This is a genomic window from Pseudomonas sp. SK2, from assembly GCF_016772395.1.
In the GTDB taxonomy this organism is placed as follows: Bacteria; Pseudomonadota; Gammaproteobacteria; order Pseudomonadales; family Pseudomonadaceae; genus Aquipseudomonas; species Aquipseudomonas taiwanensis.
The window spans coordinates 4,221,344-4,242,016 of the sequence record NZ_CP061944.1 but is presented as its reverse complement, the minus strand read 5'-3'; the positions used below and the strand labels follow the sequence as shown (position 1 = coordinate 4,242,016).

At 63.7% G+C, this 20,673-nt stretch carries 15 protein-coding genes; 9 read left to right on the top strand and 6 right to left on the bottom strand.

Annotation, left to right across the window (positions count from 1 at the left end; translation table 11 throughout):
* Nucleotides 1–207 precede the first annotated feature (207 nt).
* Nucleotides 208–1,590: a multicopper oxidase family protein gene (locus tag IF103_RS19070; RefSeq protein WP_023382077.1), complete on the top strand. Its 1,383-nt coding sequence runs from the start codon at nt 208–210 to the stop codon at nt 1,588–1,590.
* Nucleotides 1,590–2,069, top strand: coding sequence for a tRNA adenosine(34) deaminase TadA (gene tadA, locus IF103_RS19065; RefSeq protein ID WP_104881326.1), 480 nt, complete (start codon nt 1,590–1,592; stop codon nt 2,067–2,069). The genes IF103_RS19070 and tadA overlap by 1 nt, the downstream gene beginning before the upstream one ends.
* 204 nt (nt 2,070–2,273) lie before the next feature.
* On the opposite strand, the gene mltF is transcribed toward tadA, so the two are convergent.
* Complete coding sequence (mltF, locus tag IF103_RS19060) at nt 2,274–3,731, bottom strand: membrane-bound lytic murein transglycosylase MltF (RefSeq protein ID WP_023382075.1); 1,458 nt, start codon at nt 3,729–3,731, stop codon at nt 2,274–2,276.
* Nucleotides 3,732–4,168: 437 nt separating this feature from the next.
* Here mltF and purL point away from each other — a divergent pair, with 437 nt between their 5' ends.
* Entirely contained in the window at nt 4,169–8,068 is a 3,900-nt protein-coding gene (gene purL / locus IF103_RS19055; protein WP_023382074.1) for a phosphoribosylformylglycinamidine synthase, read from the top strand.
* Between the two features lie 2 nt (nt 8,069–8,070).
* On the top strand, nt 8,071–8,382 hold the full coding sequence (locus IF103_RS19050; RefSeq protein ID WP_023382073.1) for a YqfO family protein: 312 nt from the start codon (nt 8,071–8,073) through the stop codon (nt 8,380–8,382).
* 4 nt (nt 8,383–8,386) lie between these two features.
* On the opposite strand, the gene IF103_RS19045 is transcribed toward IF103_RS19050, so the two are convergent.
* The 4 genes from IF103_RS19045 to tatA form a co-directional block, all read right to left on the bottom strand.
* Entirely contained in the window at nt 8,387–10,417 is a 2,031-nt protein-coding gene (locus tag IF103_RS19045) for an HET-C-related protein (protein ID WP_104881327.1), read from the bottom strand.
* A gap of 69 nt (nt 10,418–10,486) precedes the next feature.
* Nucleotides 10,487–11,272 carry a twin-arginine translocase subunit TatC gene (tatC, locus tag IF103_RS19040; protein WP_023382071.1) on the bottom strand — a complete coding sequence of 262 codons (786 nt, stop codon included), beginning with the start codon at nt 11,270–11,272 and terminating at the stop codon, nt 10,487–10,489.
* Nucleotides 11,269–11,559 carry a Sec-independent protein translocase protein TatB gene (tatB, locus tag IF103_RS19035; protein ID WP_104881328.1) on the bottom strand — a complete coding sequence of 97 codons (291 nt, stop codon included), beginning with the start codon at nt 11,557–11,559 and terminating at the stop codon, nt 11,269–11,271. Before tatB ends, tatC begins: the two co-directional genes overlap by 4 nt.
* Nucleotides 11,559–11,777, bottom strand: a complete 219-nt coding sequence (gene tatA, locus IF103_RS19030; RefSeq protein ID WP_023382069.1) for a twin-arginine translocase TatA/TatE family subunit — start codon at nt 11,775–11,777, stop codon at nt 11,559–11,561. The genes tatB and tatA overlap by 1 nt, the downstream gene beginning before the upstream one ends.
* A gap of 146 nt (nt 11,778–11,923) precedes the next feature.
* On the opposite strand from tatA, the gene gspK reads away from it, so the two are divergent.
* Complete coding sequence (gene gspK / locus IF103_RS19025; RefSeq protein ID WP_023382068.1) at nt 11,924–12,889, top strand: type II secretion system minor pseudopilin GspK; 966 nt, start codon at nt 11,924–11,926, stop codon at nt 12,887–12,889.
* A gap of 42 nt (nt 12,890–12,931) precedes the next feature.
* Here gspK and IF103_RS19020 read toward each other — a convergent pair whose 3' ends face one another.
* Nucleotides 12,932–14,992 carry a PhoX family protein gene (locus IF103_RS19020; protein WP_202675580.1) on the bottom strand — a complete coding sequence of 687 codons (2,061 nt, stop codon included), beginning with the start codon at nt 14,990–14,992 and terminating at the stop codon, nt 12,932–12,934.
* 224 nt (nt 14,993–15,216) lie between these two features.
* Here IF103_RS19020 and IF103_RS19015 point away from each other — a divergent pair, with 224 nt between their 5' ends.
* The 4 genes from IF103_RS19015 to IF103_RS19000 are packed head-to-tail and all read left to right on the top strand — an operon-like array spanning nt 15,217 to nt 20,671.
* Nucleotides 15,217–16,845: a bifunctional UDP-sugar hydrolase/5'-nucleotidase gene (locus IF103_RS19015; protein WP_186598460.1), complete on the top strand. Its 1,629-nt coding sequence runs from the start codon at nt 15,217–15,219 to the stop codon at nt 16,843–16,845.
* The gene (locus IF103_RS19010; protein ID WP_104881331.1) at nt 16,842–17,267 is read left to right on the top strand and encodes a pilus assembly protein PilZ; all 426 of its coding nucleotides are present in this window, start codon (nt 16,842–16,844) and stop codon (nt 17,265–17,267) included. The genes IF103_RS19015 and IF103_RS19010 overlap by 4 nt, the downstream gene beginning before the upstream one ends.
* 3 nt (nt 17,268–17,270) lie before the next feature.
* Nucleotides 17,271–19,223: a type II secretion system secretin GspD gene (gene gspD, locus IF103_RS19005; RefSeq protein WP_186598462.1), complete on the top strand. Its 1,953-nt coding sequence runs from the start codon at nt 17,271–17,273 to the stop codon at nt 19,221–19,223.
* On the top strand, nt 19,223–20,671 hold the full coding sequence (locus tag IF103_RS19000) for a GspE/PulE family protein (RefSeq protein ID WP_104883355.1): 1,449 nt from the start codon (nt 19,223–19,225) through the stop codon (nt 20,669–20,671). The genes gspD and IF103_RS19000 overlap by 1 nt, the downstream gene beginning before the upstream one ends.
* Nucleotides 20,672–20,673 lie beyond the last annotated feature (2 nt).

Here is a 20,673-nt window from a genome sequence, read left to right as displayed (position 1 = left end):
CGATACTTGCACGCAATGCTGTACGGTAGTGTGAGAGGACAGCGGGTGCAAACCCGCCTCCAACTCGATTCCACCGCCCGAAGAGGCTCGGAACCAGCGATACAATCCTTCACTTAATATTTCCCATTTGCAGGTGTATCGTATTCGCCCTTCATCGCCAGCGGCTGCTGGCAGACTGATTGCGCCGAACACGAGGTACCCGCACCGATGTCCTTCACCCGTCGACAAATGCTCAAAGGCCTGACAGGCCTGGTTGTGGTAGGCCTGGGCGCCGGAGGGGCGGCGCGGTACTGGCTGGGCAAGGTCGAAGACGAGAACGCCGGGCACGACTACGAGTTGATCGCCGCCCCCTTGGATGTGGAGCTGGTGCCTGGCTTCAAGACCGAGGCCTGGGCTTTCGGTCCGTCGGCCCCAGGCACCGAATTGCGGGTGCGACAGGGCACCTGGCTGCGGGTGCGCTTCATCAACCACTTGCCGGTGGAAACCACCATCCACTGGCATGGTATCCGTCTGCCGCTGGAAATGGACGGTGTGCCATACGTCTCACAGTTGCCGGTAAAACCAGGCGAGTATTTCGACTATAAATTCCGTGTGCCGGACGCCGGCAGCTACTGGTATCACCCCCATGTCAGCAGTTCCGAGGAGCTGGGGCGTGGACTGGTCGGACCATTGATCGTCGAGGAGCGCGAGCCCACCGGATTCCGCCACGAGCGCACGCTGAGCCTGAAGAACTGGCACGTGGACGAGCAGGGCGCCTGGCTGCCCTTCAGCATTCCACGCGAGGCGGCGCGCAACGGCACGGCTGGGCGGCTGATCACCATCAATGGCCAGCCGGACTCGGTCACCGAACTGCCTGCCGGCCAAGTGGTGCGCGTGCGCCTGCTGAACCTGGACAACACCTGGACCTACCGGCTCAACCTCAAGGGCAACTGCGAGGCGAAGATCTATGCCTTGGACGGTAATCCCGTCACGCCGCGCCCGCTGGAAGACGAATACTGGCTTGGCCCTGGCATGCGTATTTGCCTGGCCATCCGCATTCCAGAGGTGGGAGAGGAGATTTCCCTGCGCGATGGCTTCGTGCGCCTGGGCACCCTGCGCTCCGTGGCCAGCACTGATGCGCCCAGCGATTGGCCGCCGGCTTTGCCGGCCAACCCGATCGCCGAACCGGACCTGGAGAATGCCCAGAAGCTGAACTTCAATTTCGAATGGGTTGGTAAAGTGTCGGTCAACACCGAGAACGGCAAGCCGCCTAGCCTGTGGCAGATCAACGGCCAGGCCTGGGACATTACCGACAAGACCTGCGCCGACCGCCCCATCGCTACGCTGCAGAAGGGCAAGAGCTACATCTTCGAGTTGAAGAACATGACCCAGTACCAGCACCCGATTCACCTGCACGGCATGAGTTTCAAGGTAATCGCTTCCAACCGCCGCGACATCGTCGAGCCTTGGTTCACCGACACCTACCTGCTGGGCAAGAACGAGCGGGCACAAGTCGCGCTGGTGGCCGATAACCCAGGCACATGGATGTTCCATTGCCATGTCATCGACCACATGGAAACCGGCCTGATGGCCGCGATTGCGGTGGTCTGATGCGTGCGCAGATCATCGATCGCAGCCGCGATCAGGAATTCATGCGCCTGGCACTGGCCCTGGCTGCCGAGGGCGCGTCGATGGGCGAAGTGCCGGTGGGCGCGGTGCTGGTGCAGCATGGGCAGGTGATCGGCCAGGGCTTCAACCGGCCGATCATCGACAGCGACCCCAGTGCCCACGCCGAAATGGTGGCTATTCGGGCGGCAGCCAAGTCAGCCTGCAATTATCGCCTGCCTGGCAGCACCCTGTACGTGACGCTCGAACCTTGCAGCATGTGCGCGGGGCTGATCGTGCATTCGCGGGTGGCGCGGGTGGTGTACGGCGCGCTGGAGCCCAAGGCGGGTATCGTGCAGAGCCAGGGACAGTTCTTCAGCCAGGGGTTTCTCAACCACCGGGTGATGTTCGAAGGCGGGGTGCTGGCCGAAGAGTGTGGGCAGCTCCTGAGTGAGTTTTTCAAGGCTCGCCGGGCCAAGGCCTAGGCCCTGTACGAAAAGCCTTGATACGCGGTGATGCTGCGTTGAAAACAGCCTCGGTAGGCTCATTCACAACCCGTAAACGCCGCTTCCTCGGCTGTTTTCGCCTTGCCTGAGCTTCATCCCAAGACTTTTCACTCAGCCTAGCGCTGCCCAGGGGCTGTGCACAGCCTGTAGGAGCCGGTTTGCCGGCGGTCAGGCCGTGAAGGTTCACATCGGCGGCGATTGATCCGCTGGTTTGTCCTTGTTGACCCCGGGCACATGCAGGCTGCCCTCGGCCACCTGGCCCTCGAGCTGCGGCTGGGTCACCCAGGTGAGGATGTCGTAGTAACGACGAATGTTGGCCACGAAATGCACCGGTTCGCCACCGCGGGCATAGCCGTACTTGGTCTGCCGGTACCACTGCTTCTGCGACAGGCGCGGCAGCATTTTCTTCACGTCCAACCACTTGTTCGGGTTCAGCTTCTCGCGCTTGGCCAGGGTGCGGGCATCTTCCAGATGGCCAGTGCCGACGTTGTATGCGGCCAGGGCGAACCAAGTGCGGTCCGGCTCCTGAATACTGTCATCGAGCTCTGCCTTGATTTTCATGAAGTACTTGGCACCGCCCTGGATGCTTTGCTTCGGATCCAGCCGGTTGGATACGCCCATGGCCTGGGCGGTGCGCTGGGTCAGCATCATCAGGCCGCGTACGCCGGTCTTGGAGGTGACTTCCGGCTGCCACATCGATTCCTGGTAGCCAATGGCGGCCAGGAGGCGCCAATCGACCTTCTCGACCTTGGCGTAGCTTTTGAAATGTTTCTCGTACTTGGGCAGGCGTTGTTGCAGATGCTGGGCGAAGGTGTATGCACCGACATAGCCCAGTACGTCGACATGGCCGTAGTAGCGATCTTTCAGGCGCTGCAAGGTGCCATTCTTCTGCGCCTTGTCGAGGAACTCGTTGACCTCGTTGAGCAGGCTGTTGTCGTCACCCGGAGCCACCGCCCAGCGCTGGTCGCGGGTATCGCCCAGGTCGAAGGCCACCCGCACGTTGGGGAAATAGACCTGGTTCATGGCCAGCTCATTGGAATCGACCAGGGTCAGGTCGATCTGGCCTTCATCCACCATGCGCAGCAGGTCGACCACCTCGACGGCGTCCGACTCTTCATATTGCAGGGACGGGTACTGTTTTTTTAGCGCGGCCAGCTGGTCGGCGTGGCTGCTGCCCTTGAGCACCATGATTTTCTTGCCGACCAGCCCCTTGGGGTCGGTGGGGCGTGGGCGGCCGTTGCGGTAGATGACCTGTGGGGTCACTTCCAGATAGGGGTGGGAGAACCGGGCCTGGGTCTGGCGCCGTTCACTGCTGACAAGGCCCGCCGCTGCGAGCACCGGACCGGAGGGTTTGTTCAATTGGTCGAACAGTTCGTCGAGGTTGTCGGCGGTCTCGATCTCCAGCTTCACGCCGAGATCATCGGCGAAATGCTTGACCAGCTCGTATTCGAAGCCGGTTTCGCCGTTACGATCCTGGAAGTAGGTGGCCGGGCTGTTGCGGGTAATCACGCGCAGCACACCATCCTCCTTCACGCGCTCCAGGGTGCTGGGTTTTTCAACACAGGCACCGAGCATCAGAAAGAGTCCGGTTGCGATGAGCCATCTGGCGCAGCGCTGGCGCAAAGCAGTGTGGGCGAACATAGGTTGCAGTATACGCAAAGGACCGGCCCCGCCATATCTCGACAACGGTTAGCTTGTCTGGTAGCGGGTTATGTGCTGCGCCTGTGCCTAAGGTGGCCGGCTTTAGGGGGAGTGGGGATGGGAGATCGAGCGCCGCCTGCACGGCGCATCGCGAGCAAGGCTCGCTCCTACAGTTATGCCTGTGGGATTCGCGCGCGTTCGTCACTGGCATTACTGGCTCGAAACAAGCGTAGGAGCGAGCCTTGCTCGCGATGCGCCGCGCAGGCGGCGCTCGATCCCCAGTCCCTGCGCCTCTCAATCCAATCACCCTAAATTTCTGACCCGAAAGTCCGGTTCCACCGCCCGGCAGCCGTGGCGTAGAGCGGGTGCCGAAAGTTATCGAATTAGGCTAGAATGCACGGCCTCTAAGCACACCCCTTCCTGAGGCTGTCCCGACGATGTTGATCCTGCGCGGCGCTCCTGCCCTTTCTGCCTTTCGCCACGGTAAATTACTCGAGCAACTGAGCCAGAAAGTCCCCGCTGTTACTGGTTTGTATGCCGAATTCGCCCATTTCGCCGACGTCGACGGCGAGCTGACCGCCGACCAGCAGCAGGTGCTGGGCCGTCTGCTCAAGTACGGCCCGAGCGTCCCGGTACAGGAGCCAAGCGGCCGCCTGTTCCTGGTCGTCCCGCGTCTGGGCACCATTTCGCCCTGGGCCAGCAAGGCCAGTGACATCGCCCATAACTGCGGCCTGCAGTCGATCCAGCGCCTGGAGCGTGGCATCGCCTACTACGTCGCGGGCAACCTGAGCGACGCCGACGCCGAAGTCATCGCCGCCGAGCTGCACGACCGCATGACCCAGCGCGTCCTGGGTCAGCTGGAGCAGGCAGCCGACCTGTTCAGTCACGCCCAGCCCAAGCCAATGACCTCGGTCGACATCCTGGCTGGCGGCCGCGCGGCCCTGGCCCAGGCCAACGTCGACCTGGGCCTGGCCCTGGCCGAAGACGAAATCGACTACTTGGTCAACGCCTTCCAGGGCCTCAAGCGCAACCCGAACGACATCGAACTGATGATGTTCGCCCAGGCCAACTCCGAGCACTGTCGCCACAAGATCTTCAACGCCAGTTGGGACATCGACGGCCAGGCTCAGGAAAAGAGCCTGTTCGGCATGATCAAGAACACCTACCAGATGCACAGCGAAGGCGTGCTGTCCGCGTACAAGGACAACGCCTCGGTAATCGTCGGTAACGTCGCCGGTCGCTTCTTCCCGAACCCTGAGACCCGCCAGTACGGTGCGGTACAGGAGCCGGTGCACATCCTGATGAAGGTCGAGACCCACAACCACCCGACCGCCATCGCCCCGTTCTCCGGCGCCTCCACCGGCTCCGGTGGCGAAATCCGCGACGAAGGTGCTACCGGTCGCGGCGCCAAACCCAAGGCTGGCCTGACCGGCTTCACCGTTTCCAACCTGCGCATCCCGGGCTTCGAACAGCCATGGGAAAAGCCATACGGCAAGCCAGGCCGCATCGTCGACGCCCTCGACATCATGGTCGAAGGCCCGCTGGGCGGCGCTGCGTTCAACAACGAATTCGGTCGCCCGGCCCTGACTGGCTATTTCCGTACCTTCGAGCAGGCCATCAACACCCCGCGTGGTGAAGAAGTCCGCGGCTACCACAAGCCGATCATGCTCGCAGGCGGCATGGGCAACATCCGTGAAGACCACGTGCAGAAGGGCGAGATCACCGTCGGTGCCAAGCTGATCGTGCTCGGTGGCCCGGCCATGCTGATCGGCCTGGGCGGCGGCGCCGCCTCGTCGGTCGCTACCGGTGCCAGCTCCGCCGACCTGGACTTCGCCTCGGTACAGCGCGAAAACCCGGAAATGGAGCGCCGTTGCCAGGAGGTCATCGACCGCTGCTGGCAGCTGGGCGACAAGAACCCCATCGCCTTCATCCACGACGTGGGTGCAGGTGGTATCTCCAACGCCTTCCCCGAACTGGTCAACGACGGTGGCCGCGGTGGTCGCTTCGAGCTGCGCAACGTGCCCAACGACGAGCCGGGCATGGCCCCGCACGAAATCTGGAGCAACGAGTCGCAGGAACGCTACGTGCTGGCTGTCAGCGCCGAAGACTTCGAGCGCTTCCAAGCCATCTGCGAACGCGAGCGCTGCCCGTTCGCGGTAGTGGGTGAAGCCACCGAAGAGCAGCACCTGACCGTCACCGACAGCCATTTCGGCAACACGCCGGTGGACATGCCGCTGGACGTGCTGCTGGGCAAGCCGCCGCGCATGCACCGTTCGGTCACCCGCGAAGCCGAGCTGGGCGATGATTTCGACCCGAGCGAGCTGGACCTGGACCAGGCCGTCGAACGTGTCCTGCATCACCCGGCGGTTGCCAGCAAGAGCTTCCTGATCACCATTGGCGACCGCACCATCACCGGCCTGGTGGCACGCGACCAGATGGTCGGCCCGTGGCAGGTGCCAGTGGCCGACTGCGCCGTCACCGCCACCAGCTTCGATGTCTACACCGGTGAGGCCATGGCCATGGGCGAGCGTACCCCGCTGGCTCTGCTGGACGCCCCAGCCTCCGGCCGCATGGCGATCGGCGAGACCCTGACCAACCTGGCAGCGGCGCCAATCGCCAAGCTTTCCGACATCAAGCTGTCGGCCAACTGGATGTCCGCCGCCGGTCACCCGGGTGAAGACGCTCGCCTGTACGACACCGTCAAGGCTGTCGGCATGGAGCTCTGCCCGGAGCTGGGCCTGACCATTCCGGTCGGCAAGGACTCCATGTCGATGAAGACCAAGTGGAGCGATGACGGCGTCGAGAAGAGCGTCACCGCGCCGATGTCGCTGATCGTCAGCGGCTTCGCCCCGGTTACCGACGTGCGCAAGACCCTGACCCCGCAACTGCGCATGGACAAGGGCGAGACCGACCTGATCCTGGTCGACCTGGGCCGCGGCAAGAACCGCATGGGCGCCTCGATCCTGGCCCAGACCTACGGCCAGATCGGTGCCCAGGCACCGGACGTCGACGACGCCGAAGACCTCAAGGCCTTCTTCGCGGTGATCCAGGGCCTGAACGCCGATGGTCACCTGCTGGCTTACCACGACCGTTCCGACGGCGGCCTGCTGACCACCGTGCTGGAAATGGCCTTTGCCGGCCACTGCGGTCTCGACCTGCAGCTCGACACGCTGACCGACAACCGCAAGGACGTACCGGCCATCCTCTTCAACGAAGAGTTGGGCGCGGTGATCCAGGTTCGCCAGGATGCCACTCCGGACGTGCTGGCCCAATTCAGCGCCGCCGGCCTGGGCGAAGGCTGTGTGTCGGTGATCGGCAAGCCGGTCAACAACGGTGACGTCTCCATCAGCCTCAATGGCGAAGTGCTGTTCGACGACGAGCGCCGCATGCTGCAGCGCCAGTGGGCCGAGACCAGTTACCAGATCCAGCGCCTGCGCGACAATGCCGACGGTGCCGATCAGGAATTCGACCTGCTGCTCGAAGAAGACAACCCAGGCCTGTCGGCCAAGCTGGGCTATGACGTCAATGACGACATCGCCGCGCCGTACATCAAGAAAGGCGTACGTCCACAAGTGGCGATCCTGCGTGAGCAGGGCGTCAACGGCCAGGTCGAGATGGCTGCCGCGTTCGATCGCGCAGGCTTTGCCGCCATCGACGTGCACATGAGCGACATCCTCGCCGGCCGTGTCGATTTCGCCGATTTCAAAGGCCTGGTGGCCTGTGGTGGCTTCTCCTACGGTGACGTGTTGGGTGCCGGTGAGGGCTGGGCCAAATCGGCGCTGTTCAACGCCCGTGCCCGCGACGCCTTCCAGGCCTTCTTCGAGCGTACCGACAGCTTCGCCCTGGGCGTGTGCAACGGTTGCCAGATGATGTCCAACCTGCACGAGCTGATTCCGGGCACCGAATACTGGCCGCACTTCGTGCGCAACCGCTCGGAGCAGTTCGAGGCGCGCGTGGCCATGGTCGAGGTGCAGAAGTCCAACTCGATCTTCCTGCAGGGCATGGCCGGTTCGCGCATGCCAATCGCCATCGCCCACGGTGAAGGCCATGCCGAGTTCGCCAGCGAAGAGGCACTGCTCGAAGCCGATGTGTCCGGTTGCGTGGCACTGCGCTACGTCGACAACCATGGCAAGGTCACCGAAGCCTATCCGGCCAACCCGAACGGCTCGCCGCGTGGTATCACCGGCCTCACCAGCCGCGATGGCCGTGTGACCATCATGATGCCGCACCCGGAGCGCGTGTTCCGTGCTGTGCAGAACTCCTGGCGCCCGGATGAGTGGCAGGAAGACGCACCCCTGATGCGCATGTTCCGCAATGCGCGCGTTTGGGTGAACTAAGGGTGTACAAGCTCGCCTTCTTCGTCCCCGCCAGCCACCTCGAAGTGGTCAAGGCCGCCGTGTTCGCCGAGGGTGGCGGACGCATTGGCGACTACGACCACTGCGCCTGGCAAACACTTGGCCAGGGCCAGTTCCGCCCATTGGACGGTAGCCAGCCGTTCCTGGGGCAAACCGGCCAGGTCGAAGTGGTGGAGGAGTGGAAGGTGGAGCTGGTCGTGGACGACGACCTGATCGCTCAGGTCGTCGCCGCGCTCAAGCAGAGTCACCCTTACGAGACGCCAGCCTACGAGGTCTGGCGGCTCGAACAGTTTTGAGCGCTTAACCGAACGGGAAAGCGCTGCTGATAATTTCCGAGACGGTGTTGGGTGCGTTGCGGTACTGCTCTCCCAGCACTCTCACCCTGTCCTTTTCCTCTCTCTCGAGTTGCGCCTGCAGTTGCACCAGGTCTTCCAGGCGGCTGCCCGCTTGAATCTTGTTCCGCGATCCATCCGGGTCTTTCGCCTCCCATGCCGCCACGATGTCCTCATGCCAATTGTCGGCATCAGGGTGCAGAATGAAATTCATGGCCACGCTAGCCGGGTCTCGCTCGGTGTTGCCCTGCCAGAATTCATACATCGAGCGGCCCACCTGCTCTACCGCGTAAGTGGCCAGATAGGCTGCCAGTTCATGAAACGGGTGGGTGTCGTGATCCTTGGCCAGTTGTGAATGTGTCGGGTGCAAGCCAGGCTTCTCATTGGGGTTATGCCCGGACAACGTCTGGTATTCGTCGACGCTGTCCGCAACCCAGTTCAGCATGCCCTGCATCGTGGAGTTGATTGCATTTTGCAGCAGCGTCAGCGGCAGTTGGGTGATCCACCGTCCGGCTTCGAATAAGCCGAACAAGGGCGCCGCCGCTGCCTTGTCGCGCAATTCCAGGTAGGTTTTCAGCCAGGAGAGCGGCACATCGGTAGGATGTTCGGCCAGCAGGATCAGCAGGGCCTGCTCTGCGTCACTGCGGTCCCCCGGTTTGGTGCGTTTGAAATCGAGCGCTTTCGTCTCGAAAAAGATCTGGCCCAGCGGCTCGGCGATGCTGGCGATCACGTCCAGACCACCAAACATGCCCGTGACGATCGGCAAGCCATGCTTGCAGTCTGTTTCCGTGGTCCAGGGCAGAACCTCATGGCCCTTTTTGCGCAGGCACAGTTCGACGAAGTTGGAGTGAGAGAAATAGTCTTCGAGCACATGCAGCGCTTCGCCGAAATAGCGTCGGCCCTCGATCGTGTTACCCGCGTTCATGGCGTCGATCAGCTTGTTGTACATGTAGCGGGCGGCATGGTCGACGTAGTTCGAAATGGAGCGCGCAGGATGGACCCGCAGCAGTGGGTCGTCAGCCTTTACCAACGGCTCGAAGTCCGGATCGATGGCCTGAGGGTCGATGCTGTCGCTGGCCGGGTTCAGCGGATTGTCGATATGCTCGGAAGGCCGGTATACCCCAAGTTTTTCCTCATCCACGGTGTAGGCGCGGCGGCCGGCTGGGGTGTCCTGCAGGTCGTGAAATTCCTTGAGTGCCAACAAGTCGACCAGCTTGGTCAGCGCGGCTCGCGACAATGTTGACGGAAAGTTCTTCGGTTCGTCCGGTTTACGCACGATTTTGGGGTCCAGCAACTGTGAGTGATCGCGCAACCAGTTGCCGAAGTAGATGCTCCGACGTTCTTCGTCAGTGAACCCCACGGATGCCAAGCCCCTTTCCAAGGCCTCGTGACCGAAAGAGCCAGCCTTGTCGTGGCCGTTACCTGCGACGAACGCTGCGGTTTGAGGGAGCGGCTCCAGGGTAGGCATCGTCAGGCGCAAGTCTTCACCCGCGTAGTTGGCGTACACGGTGTGGTCGGTTGCGCTGGCACCGTAGAAGAACATCATGGCGGCGTAATCGGTGCCGACGTCGTGCGCTGTCTCGGCCTGGGACTCAGGTGAGCGTTCCTGTGCACGTTCGTCGATGTCTCGGCGTATCACGCTGCGCAGGTATTCGCCGAACGCCCTGGTCATGGCGTTGAACAGATTGACACTCATGAAGGCTTCGTCGCGTGCCTGCGCGATCGCGGAAATCGCTACGACAATCGTACGGCTGGCGCCGTCATAGCGGGCAAGGGTGCTTTCCTGGGCATCGATCCGATAGCTCGGGTTGGCGATGTTGCCCTCATGCAAGGCTGCCCGCAGTTTCAAATAGGTAGCGACTGGCAGGTCGGTACCAAACACTGACATCAGCAGCGTGACGAAGAGCGCTTTGTCGGTGTGCCGGGCCAAGGCATCGAGTCGGCCCAGCTCATAGGTGCTTTCCAGGGTTGGGCTGTTGACGTTGGTTTCAATGGGCATGGGCGTCTTTCCGTACAGAATGGAACGCCCAGTCTGGTGGCCTGGATTACCCGGATGAACCGAGCAGCCTTACCTGAGGGAGAGGTTTTCCTCACCGGTCGCATCGGCCTGCATTCCAGGGGGCGGGTGCGCGCCGACCAGCGTGCTCGCCACCAGCCCCAGTTCGAACAGCACCCACATCGGTACCGCCAACATCGTCTGCGAAAACACGTCAGGCGGCGTCAGAATCATCCCCACCACAAAACAGCCGACGATCACGTAGGGTCGGCTGCGCCGTAACCTGGCCACATCGGCCAGCCCCGTCCAGATCACGATGAACGTCGCCACCGGAATCTCGAACGCCAAACCGAACGCCAGGAACAACGCCATGATGAAGTCCAGGTACTGACTGATGTCGGTCATCATCGCCACGCCTTCAGGTGTCACGCTGGCAAAAAAGCCGAACATCATCGGAAACACCAAGAAGAACGCGAACGCCATGCCGGCATAGAACAGCACGATGCTCGACACCAGCAGCGGCAGGGCAATTCGCCGTTCGCGGCGGTACAGGCCAGGGGCCAAAAAGCCCCAGGCCTGGTGCAGCAGCAGCGGCATGGCGACGAACAGCGCGCACAGGGCCGTCAGCTTGAACGGCGTCAGGAACGGTGAGGTCACGCTGGTGGCGATCATGCTCGCGCCTTCGGGTAGAAAGCGCCGCAGCGGCTCGGAGATCAGCGTGTAGAGAGTTTGGGCGAAGGGAAACAGGCCGGCGAATACCACGGCGATCACCAGCAGGCAGCGCACCAGGCGCTTGCGCAGTTCGCGCAGATGTTCGGTCAGCGGCATCCCCGTTGCCGGGTCCATGGCAACGCTCATGAAGCATTCTCCTTCGGTAGGCTGGCGGTGTCTGCATCGTTGGCCGGCGCCGTGTTGAGGCTGATGCCTCGGCGTATATCCTGCTCAAGACGTTGCAACGGTGCGCTGTCCAGGTTCGGCATGTCGATCTCGCGCTCCATCTGCGTGCGCAGTGCGTTCATGGCCCGGCGTGCCTGGCCGAGGCCACGCCCCAGGGTACGTGCCGCCACCGGCAAACGTTCCGGGCCCAGTACCAGCAAGGCGATGACACCTACCAGCAGCAGTTCGCTGAAACCAACCTCGAACATCAGGCCTGTCGATCCGACTGTGCTTGCTGAGTCGTCAGCGGCGCGGGCTGTGGCGGCTGCGGGTTGGCGTTGGCATCCCCATCGCCGCCCATGGATTTGCGAAAGCCCTGGATCGCCTCGCCGACGTCGCTGCCCAGGCCTTTGAGGCGTTTGGTGCCGAACAACAGAAACACGATCAGCAGAACGATGACCAGTTGCCAGATTCCAATGCCACCCATGTGCGACCACTCCTGTAAGGTCATGAAAAGGAAAGGTAATCCTGCCCGGTGCAGATGACATGAACATGACCGCCCCTTGATTGCCATCTGACTGCAACACCCTGGGTGTTGACTGGCGCTTTCAGTGACCAGCAAGGCGGTGAGGGATGGGTGGCAGGCGACAGCGGGGGGCAGCGCTGCTGATGGTGATGGTGGTGCTGGCGATGCTCGCTGCAGGCATGGCCTGGATGGTGGAGGATGGCCGACGCCAGGTCGACGAGGTTCGCCTGTTGCATCAGCGTGTGCAGGTGCGAGCCATGGAGCAGGCGGGGTTGGCCTATGCCGAACAGGCATTGCGCGACCCAGCCTGGCGTCAAAGCCCGCTGTTCTGGCAGGCATTGCGCGGACAACCACTGACGTATGATTTCGGCGCCGGCAAGGCGCAACTGCGCGTCAGCGACCAGCACACCTGTTTCAACGTCAACGCGCTGCTTGGGGCAGACGGCGAACGGGCCGAGCGCCAGTTGCGCTTCCTGCTGGGGGACGACATGGCGGCCGAACGCCTGGTCGATGCCTTGGCCGACTGGCTCGACAGCGACAGTGACGCCCGCCTGCAGGGCGCCGAGAGTGCCCAGTACCTGCGCCAGCAACCGCCACGCCTGGCAGCGAACCAACCCATGCTCGACACCAGCGAGTTGAACCTGTTGCTGGAGCCCGATGCTTCACGTCAGGGCCAATTGCCGATGCTCTGCGCCTTGCCACAGACCACGGGCTGGCGCCTCAACGCCAATGCCTTGGGGTTGGAGCATCTGCCGTTGCTCGATGCGCTGTACGAGGGACATTACCCGCGCTCGCTGCTAAGTCGCATCGTCAGTGGCCGACCAACGTCCGGCTATGCGGATGCCGCAGCGTTGCGCCAGGCGCTTGGCGCGGTGGATGACCAGACCTTCGAGACACTCAGTGAAGGCTTGCTGCTCAACAGCGGGCATTTCCTGTTGCAGTTGTCGTTCGAGGAGCAGGGGCGGGTGATGCGCAGCGAGTTTCAGCTGGAGGCGCTGGGAGTGGTGCAGTGGCATGCGCGGGTACCGGCGCAGCAGGTGCGAGTGCGGAGTCGCGCGCCGATGGCCTGGTGAGCCATGGGGCCGGCCTCAGTGCCGACCCCGCCGCCGAGTACGTCAGGCGGTGCCGATTTTCCCGCCATCATCGCGCTGGATCACCACCGTCGAGGCGCGTGGCCGCACCGTGCTGCCTGCTGGCGTGGCATCGGTAGCCCTGTCGGTGTACGGCCAGTTCTCGGGGTGCTGAATGTTCACGAACATTGTCTTGTTGTCCGGAGTGAAGGCGATCCCCGTCACTTCGCAACCATTCGGACCGACGAAGAAGCGGCGCAGGTCCACCTGGTTCTGGGCATTGACTGGGACCTGCTTGCCGCTGGCATCGACCAGGTTGGTGGGGATCACCGCCAGCAATTGGTCGTTGGTGTAGTCGGTCACGGTCGACTCACCATTGTCGGTCTCGAACCACAGCACGCCACGGCTATCGAAGCTCATGCCGTCGGGGCTTGCGAACTGGTTGAGTTCGGTCAGGCCCGAGCGGTTGATGTCAGCGGTACCTGCGGCGTTGGCGCCGAACACGAAGATGTCCCAGGTGAAGCTCAAATGATCGTCGCTGTCGTGCCAGCGGATGATATGGCCATGGCGGTTCGGGCCGCGCGGGTTGGCCGCGTCGACCTTGTCGGCGGTGCGCGCGCTGTTGTTGGTCAGGGTCAGGTAGACATCGCCATTGAGCGGGTTGACCGTGGTCCACTCCGGGCGGTCCATCGGCGTGGCGCCCACGGCATCGCCCGCGCCACGGGTGTTGAGGAGGATGCCCGGCAGGTCGCCATACAGCGCCCCCAGGGTGCTGCCGCCCGTGGTGGCGGTGGTGACGTCGAGCAGCAGCCAGACGCCGGTGCCGTCGGCATTGAAGCGCGCCACGTAGAGCTTGCCCTGGTCCATGTACTTGGCACCGGTGGCCAGGCGATTGGCCGGGGTGGCGTCGGCGGCATCCCACACGGCATCGGACACGAACTTGTACACGTATTCGTTGTTGGAGTCGTCACCCATGTACCAGACCAGCGGCTTGCCGGCCACCGGCAGGCCAGGGCAGCACCCTTCATGGCGCAAGCGTCCCAGGGCCGTGCGCTTGGTGGCCTGGGTGGAGCTGTCGTACGGGTCGATCTCGACGATATAGCCGTAGGTGCTGGCTTCGTTGCGGTAGTCGTCGGTGGCGCTGGCGCCTTTGACGGTGACGTCGAAGCGGGCGAACTCATCGTCCACCTCGCTGGCGTCGCCCGCTGCGGTTTCCCATTTGTACTGTCCGTTGGACGTACCCACGCCGATGCGCGCCTGGTCGGCCGGGCGAATGCCCTTGTTGACGAAGATGCCGGGCCAGTTCTCTTCACAGGTGAGGTAGGTGCCCCATGGGGTGTAGCCGTTGCCGCAATTGTTGTTGGTGCCTCGGCACTGGGTGCCGTCCGGCGAGAATTTGGTCTTCACATGGTCGGTGCCGCGCAGGGGGCCAGCGATGTCCATTTGCGAGGCGGTGGTGAAGCGGCGGTTGAGCGGGTCGTTGTCGACCACCTGCCAGCGGCCACTGACTTTCTGCAGGCGCACCACGCCAGCGCCGTGGGCGTTGATCTCCTTGCGCACCTCTTCCACTGGGCGGTTGCCGCTGCCATCGGTGGTCGGGCCGGCGGGGTGCAGGGCGGCGGTGTCGATGTATTCGAAGTTGATCGCCAGCAGGCCATCTTCGGAGCTGCCGTTGATGGGGAAGAAGTGCATGCCGTCATGGTGCATGCCCATGGCGTTGGCCTGGTCGGTCGAGGTGTTGCTGCCGTCGGACTTCCACGGATTGCCATTGCTGTTGAGCGGCGTGCCCCAGGGGGCTAGCACGTAGGCGCTGTAACCGGCGGCGACGACGCAGGCGTCGGTGCGCGAACCTGCAATGGACTGGAAGCCCAGTGCCAGTGCGGGCGGCTGCGGGTCGGTAACCGGAGGCTTGGAGGCTGCATCGTCGTCCGAGCCGCCACCACTGTCGAAGCAGCCCGTCAGGCCGGCCCCGGCGATCATGGCAATGGCCGCGCCGAGGCTGCCGCGCATCACGCTGCGACGGCTCAGGTAAGCATCCATGACGCTGGCCATCGGCAGGTTACCGCTCAGGTTGCGATCCAGGTTATCGCCGCTTTCTCGACTCATCAGGGTGTCCTTAAATTGGCTGAGTTGGAGGAAAGCGCGACTTTAGAGCGCAAGTGTGATGATTGATTGGCAGAAATGTTAAGGGGTTTTTAAAACTACCCGTTCTTACCGAGCGTTCACAAAGATCAATTTGGAATTGCTGTCGGATTTCTGCCATTAAACTGTCACGCGAACGCCGCAACATCCAGGGCCCAACAGGAACGTGGATAGGGACGGCAGGCAGCATGCACAGGCGTGAAGTAATCAGCTGGATGGGGATCGGTGCACTGGCACCGCTACTCGGCGCCTGTTCCGCACTGCCCGGCTCGCGTCGCGAGGACGCCAGCCTCGATTTGTTGTACATAGCCGATACCCTCGATGCACGCCAGCCGGGCCCGGCCGTGGTGCCGGCCACGCGGTTGGGGCCAGTCAGCCATCTGGGCCGCGCACCCTGGATGACTGGCGCCAGTGCCAGCGTCGCTCACCCGCAACTTGCACCACTGCTCGATGCCAGCCAGGCGTCAGCCGCTCAGTTGGGAGGCTACGCGGTGCTGGGCGCCTTGCTTGAGCAGTTGCGCGCGCAAGCCGGTTCGGGGAATAGCCTGACCCTGGAAAACGGCCAGGGCTGGAATGGCAGTGGCCTGGCCTACCTGACCCAGGGCGAGAGCGGCCTGCAAGGCAGTCAACTGCTGGGCAGTGAGGTGCGGGTCAGCAGCGATGAGCGCGTGCTCTGGCCGCAGCGTTGCGCCGGCCTGTATCGTCAGTCTTCCTCCGTTACCCTCGGCGCCGGGCTTGCTGGCGAGCAACGCCAGGCCTTGGGGCTGGAGGCGCTGCACCTGTTCGAACGCGGCGGTGTACGCATCGCCGTGGTAGGCGTCACCGACCCCTACGCCCAGGACCAGAAAGCCTCATTGAAGCAGTGGTACCACTCGCTGAGCCCGGCCTTCGAACAGGCCCGACGCGAGGCCGACCTGGTGGTGGCCCTGGCCGATGTCGGTACCGGGCCGGGTTTGTGGCTGGCCGAGCGTGTCAAGGAAGTTGACGTCGTGTTGTGCGCCCGAGGTCAGGACCTGTGGCCCGCACCCGTGCCGGTGACCCAGGCCAGCGGTCGCCAGGTGCCGGTGCTCTTCGCCGGTTGTCGTGGCAGTGGGGCATTTCGGCTGCGTTGCCAGCAGGTAGCTGGACAATGGCAGTTCGATGCGCATTTTTTCCCTGCGTTCGCGTACCAGCTTTCACCCGCGGCGCAACGGCGCGCAGGCCAGTTGCAAAGCCAGTTGCGCCAGCAGCGCGCAGGTCATGCGGCCTGGCTTGACCAACCGTTGGCCCGCGCGCCGCAAGCGCTATGGCGCCGCGATACCCGCGCTGGCAGTTGGGACCAACTGCTGCACCAGGCCTTGGCGGATGACGGCAGCATGCCAGTGCTGTTGCCCGGTCTGCGCTACGACTACCCCGTGGCAATGGGCGATGCCATCACCCGTGAGCATCTGATCAGCCTCACCGGCAGCTATCCGGCCCCGGTGGTCGAAGCGCCAGCGCGCCAGGTCGAACACGTGCTGGAAAACGCCGCCGAGCAACTGTTCGGCGACCCATTGCTGCTGGACAACAGCCAGGACCTGCCGCGCTGGCAGGGCCAGCCATGGCGCGTCAGCTACAGCCCGCAGGGCAAGCGCATCACCGGCCTGGATCCGGTCCAGGGGGTGTGTCGCACCTTCGGCTTGCAGTTCGACGCCCAGGCCGGCGAACCACTGTGGCAGCGGGTCGAGGCCTGGCTGGCGGACCAGCCGACAGGCTGGCAGCTGGCGCCGCTTCAGTTGCCTGAAGTGCGTTATGTGCAGGGACACCCCGGCTGGCACCCACGGCAGGTGGCCTCGTGAGCCTGGGCGCCAGGCTAGTGACCGGCAGTTGCCTGACGCTGGCCGCCTGGCTCGCCGCCCAATGCCTGCTGCAACTGGGGCGCTCGCCGCAACCGGCCAGCCCGCCTGCCGCCAGCGACACACCGCTGCCTGGGCTGATGGTCGGTCACTGGTCGGCGTCAGGCAACGACGGTGCCATCGCCATCACGCGTCTGCCGCTGCAGTACCTCGGTGGCCTCAAGGCCCAGCCACTGTCCGCCAGTGTGGTGGTGCTGCGCTTCGGCCAGCAGGTGCGCACGCTCGGGCGAGGCCAGCGCCTGGCGCCGGGGATCGTGTTGCAGGACATCGACGCCGATGGCCTGATTTTCGACAACCAGGGGCGGCGTGAACGCCTGCCCTGGCCGCCACGCCCCGCCGTGGCCGGCTTCAAGCGGCAAGGATGAAAGATGCTCGTTAGATACTGCGTTGCCGCGACCATGAGCCTGGCGCTGACGCTTGCGTGGGCCGAGGAACCCGAGGTGTTCGAGGAGGATGGCACACCGCGGTATGAGGTGAATTTCGTCGATACCGAATTGGGCGAGTTCATCGACAGCGTGTCGCGTATCACCGGCACTACCTTCATCGTCGATCCACGGGTCAAGGGCAAGGTCACGGTCCGCACCGTCGACCGTCACGATGCCGATGCCATCTACGATATCTTCCTGGCGCAGTTGCGCGCACAGGGGTACGCCGCCGTCGACCTGCCCAATGGCAGTGTGAAGATCGTACCCGACCAGGCTGCGCGCCTGGAGCCGGTGCCGGTGGAGTCCGCCGGCCAACCAGGTGAAGGCAGCGATGGCGTGGCCACGCGGGTATTCAATGTACGCAACGCCGCCAGCGAGCAGATGCTCGGCATCCTCAAGCCGCTGATCGACCCTCGGGTGGGGGTCATTACGCCTTATCCGGCGGCTAACCTGCTGGTGGTCACGGACTGGCGCAGCAATCTAGAACGCATCGACAGCCTGCTACGTCAGCTCGACCAGGTCAGCGACGAACCGTTGCAGGTCATGCCCCTGCAGCATGCCAGCGCTACCGACACCGCGCCGTTGCTGACTCGTCTGTTGGCCCGGGAGCAGGGCGGCGACAGTACCCAAGTGGTCGCCGACCCTCGCAGCAATGCGCTTCTGGTACGCGGCAGCACAGACCGTGTGCGTGCCCTGCTCAAGCAGCTCGACCGCCCCAGTGACAACCAGCACAGCAGCAATACCCAGGTGATCTACCTGCGCCATGCCAACGCCGGCGAGGTGGTGAAGGTGTTGCGCGGGCTGAGTCAGGACGGCGCGGTGCCCGGCGAAGGCGAAGAGGAGGGCAAGGACAAGCGCTTGGCACCGGCCAACGACCTGGGCATCCGCCTGGAGTACGAAGAAGGTACCAACGCGGTGGTGATGGTGGGGCCCGACAGCGCGTTGGCGGCCTATCGCACGATCGTCGAGCAGTTGGACATCCGTCGCGCCCAGGTGGTCGTCGAGGCGATCATCGCCGAGGTTTCCGACAGCCGCGCCCAGGAACTGGGTGTGCAATGGCTGTTCGCGGATGAAAAGTTCGGCGCCGGTATCGTCAACTTCGGCAGCAACGGGGTGAACATTGCCAACATTGCCGGCGCGGCGGCCAGTGGCGACAACGAGGCACTTGGCGATCTGCTGTCGGCCACCACGGGGGCCACGGCGGGCATCGGCCATATCGGCGGTGGCTTCAATTTCGCCATGCTGATCAACGCCCTCAAAGGCAAGAGCGGCTTCAACCTGCTGTCTACACCGACCCTGCTGACCCTGGACAACGCCGAAGCGTCGATCCTGGTCGGTCAGGAAGTGCCGTTCGTCACCGGCTCCGTCACCCAGAACAACGCCAACCCCTACCAGACCATCGAGCGCAAGGAAGTCGGGGTGAAGCTGCGGATCAAACCGCAGATCAACATCGACAACAGCGTGCGCCTGGATATCGTCCAGGAGGTTTCGTCCATCGCCGACTCCACCACCGCCAGCGATGTGATCACCAACAAGCGTGAGATCAAGACCAAGGTGATGGTCGAGGACAACGGCCTGGTGATCCTGGGCGGCCTGATCAGCGATGAGCTGAGCACCAGTGACCAACGCGTGCCATTTCTGGGGGACATCCCGGGCCTTGGCCGGTTGTTCCGCTCCGATGCCAGCAAGAACACCAAGCAGAACCTGATGGTGTTCATCCGCCCGCGCATCCTGCGCGACGGCCCCAGCCTGGCTGGCTTGAGCGAAGACAAATACCGCACCTTGCAGCAGAGCACGCCGCTGAACCTGCCCGGCCTTGCCGGCGCTCAGAGCGCTACGCCGTTGATGCAGGCGTTCCCCGCCAGCCGGGCACGCCTCGAAGGCGGTGACTGGTGATGCTGCCCTACCGCCTGGCGCGTCACGCGGGGCTCGCCATCGCGCCTGCCGAAAGTGGCTGGCAACTCTGGCTGCGCCACGGGGCCGACAGCTGCCAGTTGCAGGAACTGCTGCGCGTCCACGGCCAGCCCAGTGCACTCCAATACCTGGCGCCAGATGCTTTCGATGCGCGCCTTGGCCAGCTGTACCAGGCGGGCGAAGGGGCCAACGAAGCATTGATAGAAGGCATAGGCGAGCAGGTCGACCTGGACAGCCTGATCAGCGACATGCCGCGCATCGAGGACTTGCTCGAAAGTGACGACGAAGCCCCGGTCATTCGCCTGATCAACGGGCTGTTCGGCCAGGCCTTGCGCCTGCGCGCTTCGGACATCCACATCGAAACCTTCGAGCAGAGCCTGGTGGTGCGCCTGCGGGTCGATGGCCACTTGCGCGAGGTGCTGCGCCCACCTCGGGCGCTGTCAGCGATGCTGGTATCGCGGATCAAGGTCATGGCGCGCCTGGACATCGCCGAGAAGCGCCAGCCGCAGGACGGGCGCATCACCTTGCGCGCTGCCGGGCGTGAAGTGGATGTGCGTGTCTCGACCCTGCCTGGCATCCATGGCGAGCGGGTGGTGATGCGTGTACTCGACAAGCAGGCCAGCCTGCTGGCGCTGGACAACCTGGGTATGCCGGCCGCCGTGCTGCAAGGCCTGCGCGCCTGTCTGGCGCGGCCCAATGGCATCGTGCTGTCCACCGGGCCGACCGGTTCAGGCAAGACCACCACCCTGTATGCCAGCCTCAATGGCCTCAACGATGGCAGCCGCAATATCCTTACCGTCGAGGACCCGGTGGAGTACGCCATTACCGGCATCGGCCAGACCGCTATCAACCCACGAGCCGGGCTGACCTTCGCCAATGGCCTTCGGGCCATCCTGCGTCAGGATCCGGACGTGATCATGCTGGGGGAAATCCGCGACCAGGAAACCGCGCAGATCGCCGTTCAGGCCAGCCTCACCGGCCACTTGGTGCTGTCGACCCTGCACACCAACAGTGCGGTAGGTGCCGTGACGCGCTTGCGCGACATGGGCATCGAGCCGTTCCTGATCGCTTCATGCCTGCGTGGCGTGCTGGCCCAGCGCCTGGTGCGCCGGCTATGCCATTGTGCGGTGGCGCATCCTCTGCAAGTGGCCGAACGCGAGATGTGGCCGGAACTGGCGACGCTGGGCGACAGCTACCACCCGGTAGGCTGTGCGGATTGCCAGGGTAGCGGCTATGTCGGACGCATTGGCCTGTACGAGTTCGTCGAACTGGATGCAGGCCTGATCGGCTTGTTGTATGACGGTGCCAGTGAAGTCGCCATGCACGATTACCTCGCCCCACGACGCCAGAGCCTGCTGGCCATGGCCAGCGATTGCCTGGCAAGCGGCCAGACTAGCCTGGCCGAAGTGCTGCGCGTGGTGCAGGGCTGAGC

Excerpts from the sequence above, each read along its gene's own strand:
- IF103_RS19070 (WP_023382077.1), top strand. The coding sequence starts at position 208 with ATGTCCTTCACCCGTCGACAAATGCTCAAAGGCCTGACAGGCCTGGTT.
- tadA (WP_104881326.1), top strand. The coding sequence starts at position 1,590 with ATGCGTGCGCAGATCATCGATCGCAGCCGCGATCAGGAATTCATGCGC.
- mltF (WP_023382075.1), bottom strand. The coding sequence starts at position 3,731 with ATGTTCGCCCACACTGCTTTGCGCCAGCGCTGCGCCAGATGGCTCATC.
- purL (WP_023382074.1), top strand. The coding sequence starts at position 4,169 with ATGTTGATCCTGCGCGGCGCTCCTGCCCTTTCTGCCTTTCGCCACGGT.
- IF103_RS19045 (WP_104881327.1), bottom strand. The coding sequence starts at position 10,417 with ATGCCCATTGAAACCAACGTCAACAGCCCAACCCTGGAAAGCACCTAT.
- tatC (WP_023382071.1), bottom strand. The coding sequence starts at position 11,272 with ATGAGCGTTGCCATGGACCCGGCAACGGGGATGCCGCTGACCGAACAT.
- tatB (WP_104881328.1), bottom strand. The coding sequence starts at position 11,559 with ATGTTCGAGGTTGGTTTCAGCGAACTGCTGCTGGTAGGTGTCATCGCC.
- tatA (WP_023382069.1), bottom strand. The coding sequence starts at position 11,777 with ATGGGTGGCATTGGAATCTGGCAACTGGTCATCGTTCTGCTGATCGTG.
- gspK (WP_023382068.1), top strand. The coding sequence starts at position 11,924 with ATGGGTGGCAGGCGACAGCGGGGGGCAGCGCTGCTGATGGTGATGGTG.
- IF103_RS19020 (WP_202675580.1), bottom strand. The coding sequence starts at position 14,992 with ATGAGTCGAGAAAGCGGCGATAACCTGGATCGCAACCTGAGCGGTAAC.
- IF103_RS19015 (WP_186598460.1), top strand. The coding sequence starts at position 15,217 with ATGCACAGGCGTGAAGTAATCAGCTGGATGGGGATCGGTGCACTGGCA.
- gspD (WP_186598462.1), top strand. The coding sequence starts at position 17,271 with ATGCTCGTTAGATACTGCGTTGCCGCGACCATGAGCCTGGCGCTGACG.
- IF103_RS19000 (WP_104883355.1), top strand. The coding sequence starts at position 19,223 with ATGCTGCCCTACCGCCTGGCGCGTCACGCGGGGCTCGCCATCGCGCCT.